Annotated in this window: 1 protein-coding gene; it reads left to right on the top strand. The window is 49.6% G+C overall.

The features are described 5' to 3' along the window. Nucleotides 1-11 precede the first annotated feature (11 nt). Nucleotides 12-2456 (top strand): DNA translocase FtsK, encoded by a 2445-nt coding sequence (locus ACTHUT_RS17255; RefSeq protein ID WP_440419181.1) that lies wholly within the window; start codon nt 12-14, stop codon nt 2454-2456. Nucleotides 2457-2750 lie beyond the last annotated feature (294 nt).

Genomic DNA, 2750 nt, shown 5'->3' with positions numbered 1-2750 from the left:
GCCTTTATCTCATGACTGCAAAATCTTCTAAAACCCAAACAAAAAAACGCGTCTCTACCAAACCGGCAGCCAAACCGACCACACGCAAATCCACCAAAGCACAAACTCAAGCCGACAATAAAGTCTCCCAACGCCTGAAAGCCGCCAAAGAGCTGCAAAAAAATGAAGAAAAAAAAGCGCGCCCCGAGCATGTCGTCAACTTGATTAATGACGCTTTATGGCTGTTTGGCTTGGTTATCACCATTTATCTGGCCATTTCCCTGGCCAGCTTCAGCATGGACGACCCTGCATGGTCGCGCAGCGTGCCCAAAAGCAACGATGTCGCCAACCTCGGCGGCCTCTTCGGCGCATATCTTTCCGATGTCGGATATTATCTGTTCGGCTTATCGTTTTGGTGGTGGATAGCCGCCTCTTGCGTTTTCCTCTACAAAAACTTCCGCCCCATGAAAAAGCAGGAAAACCACAAGCCCTACAATCACGGCGTAGCCGCTTTGGCATTGTTCCTCCTGCTGGTGTGCAGTCCGATTATCGAACATTTCCTGTTTGACAATGCATTGAGCGAATCCCTTCCTGTTGGCGCCGGCGGCTTGGTCGGCTTGTTAGCGGGTTCAGGCTTGGCTTGGCTGTTGGGTAAGTCGGGCAGCCTGTTGATTATGCTAGTGATGTTGCTTTTATCCATTTCCCTGCTGGCTCAGGTGTCATGGTTGGAAGTCATGGCCAAATCCGGCAGCCATATGGGCGGCCTGTTTGGCAGCCTGAAGAAAAAATTGTCTCAATTCCAAAATAAAAAAGAAGATGTCTGCACTGAAGCTTTGGAAACCCAAAATACGCGCCGCATGGTTAAAGAGGCCAAAACCATTACAGCCACTCCGGTTGCTCCGTTGGCAGGCAGCAGCAGCAACCGTAAAACCGTTGCCGTATCCGTTGCGCCGCCTCCTAAAATCCAAACTTCCCTGTTTGACGATACTGAACCTAAAAACAACGGCGAATACCACAAACCCAACATAAACCTGTTGCGTATGCCGTCTGAAGAACCGGTCGCCGTCAATCCGGATGAATTGCAACAGACCGCAGAATTGATCGAAGCCAAGCTGGCTGAATTCGGCATCGGCGTACAGGTTGTTTCCGCCACTTCCGGCCCCGTGATTACCCGCTACGAAATCGAACCGGCACAAGGTGTCAAAGGCAGTCAAATTGTCGCCCTGTCCAAAGATTTGGCGCGCTCGATGTCTCTGCAAGCTGTACGTATCGTAGAAACCATTGCCGGTAAAAACACCATGGGCATTGAATTGCCCAATGAGAAACGCCAAGACGTCATGTTGAGCGAAATCCTCTCTTCACCCGTATTTACCGACGCCAAGTCCAAACTGACCGTTGCCTTGGGTAAAGATATTGCAGGTACGCCCGTTGTCGGCGACTTGGCAAAAATGCCGCATCTTTTGGTCGCAGGCATGACCGGCTCTGGCAAATCTGTCGGCGTGAACGGCATGATTATGTCCATGCTCTTCAAAGCCACGCCTGACGAAGTCCGCTTCATTATGATTGACCCGAAAATGCTGGAATTGAGCATTTACGACGGCATTCCGCACCTGCTCTGTCCGGTTGTGACCGATATGCGCGAGGCTGGACAAGCGTTGAACTGGTGTGTTGCCGAAATGGAAAAACGCTACCGCCTGCTTTCCCATGCAGGCGTGCGTAATTTGGACGGTTTTAACCAAAAAGTCGAACAAGCCAAAGCGGCAGGTAAGCCATTGCTCAATCCGTTCAGCTTAAATCCTGACGATCCTAAGCCTCTGGAAAAACTGCCGTTGATTGTGGTCGTCATTGACGAATTGGCAGACTTGATGATGACCGAACGCAAATCCGTTGAGCAGCAAATCGCACGTCTTGCCCAAAAAGCGCGTGCGGCAGGCATTCACATGATTGTCGCCACCCAACGCCCGAGTGTCGACGTGGTTACCGGCCTGATTAAAGCCAACATTCCTACCCGCATGGCCTTTACCGTACAAAGTAAAATCGACAGCCGCACCATTCTTGACCAAATGGGTGCAGATGAATTGCTCAAATACGGCGACTCGTTATTCCTGCAACCGGGCAGCGCAGAACCGACACGCCTGCAAGGTGCGTTTGTTTCTGATGATGAAGTACATCAAGTCGTCAATTTCGTCAAAGAACAGGCTCCGACCAATTATGTTGAAGGCCTGCTCAGTGGCGAAGCGGCCATCGAAACCACCAATATTGTCAATCCGAACGCAAACAGCGATGAGCTATTCGATCAAGCCGTTGCCTTCGTATTGGAGAGCCGCAAGACTTCCATTTCTGCCCTGCAACGCCAATTGCGCATCGGCTACAACCGTGCCGCCAATTTGATAGATGCGCTTGAAAATTCCGGTGTTCTCTCTCCGGCAGACATCAACGGTAGCCGACGGATTCTGGCACAAAAAGACCAGCTGTAAAAAACAACAATATCGAAACGCAAAGGCCGTCTGAAAAGAATTTCCCACTTTTCAGACGGCCTTTTTATGTTATTCGTGAAACATTGTGTTATACTAAGCAGCTAAATTTTGACCTTATGCACGCTTCCGGAGTTCTTCGGAATACTGAGCAGAAGGATAACCGTTTAAACACAACAAATTTAAGGGCTTACGATGAGCGTAACTGTTGAAACTTTAGAAAATCTGGAACGCAAAGTAGTATTGTCTCTGCCTTGGTCCAAAATCAACGCAGAAACTGAGAAAAAACTGAAACAA

The sequence above is a fragment of the Neisseria sp. P0022.S010 genome, assembly GCF_051956635.1.
This window is presented reverse-complemented; position numbering and strand designations above follow the sequence as displayed.

Bases quoted from the DNA above. Each gene is read 5' to 3' on its own strand.
- ACTHUT_RS17255 (WP_440419181.1), top strand. From the start codon at position 12: ATGACTGCAAAATCTTCTAAAACCCAAACAAAAAAACGCGTCTCTACC.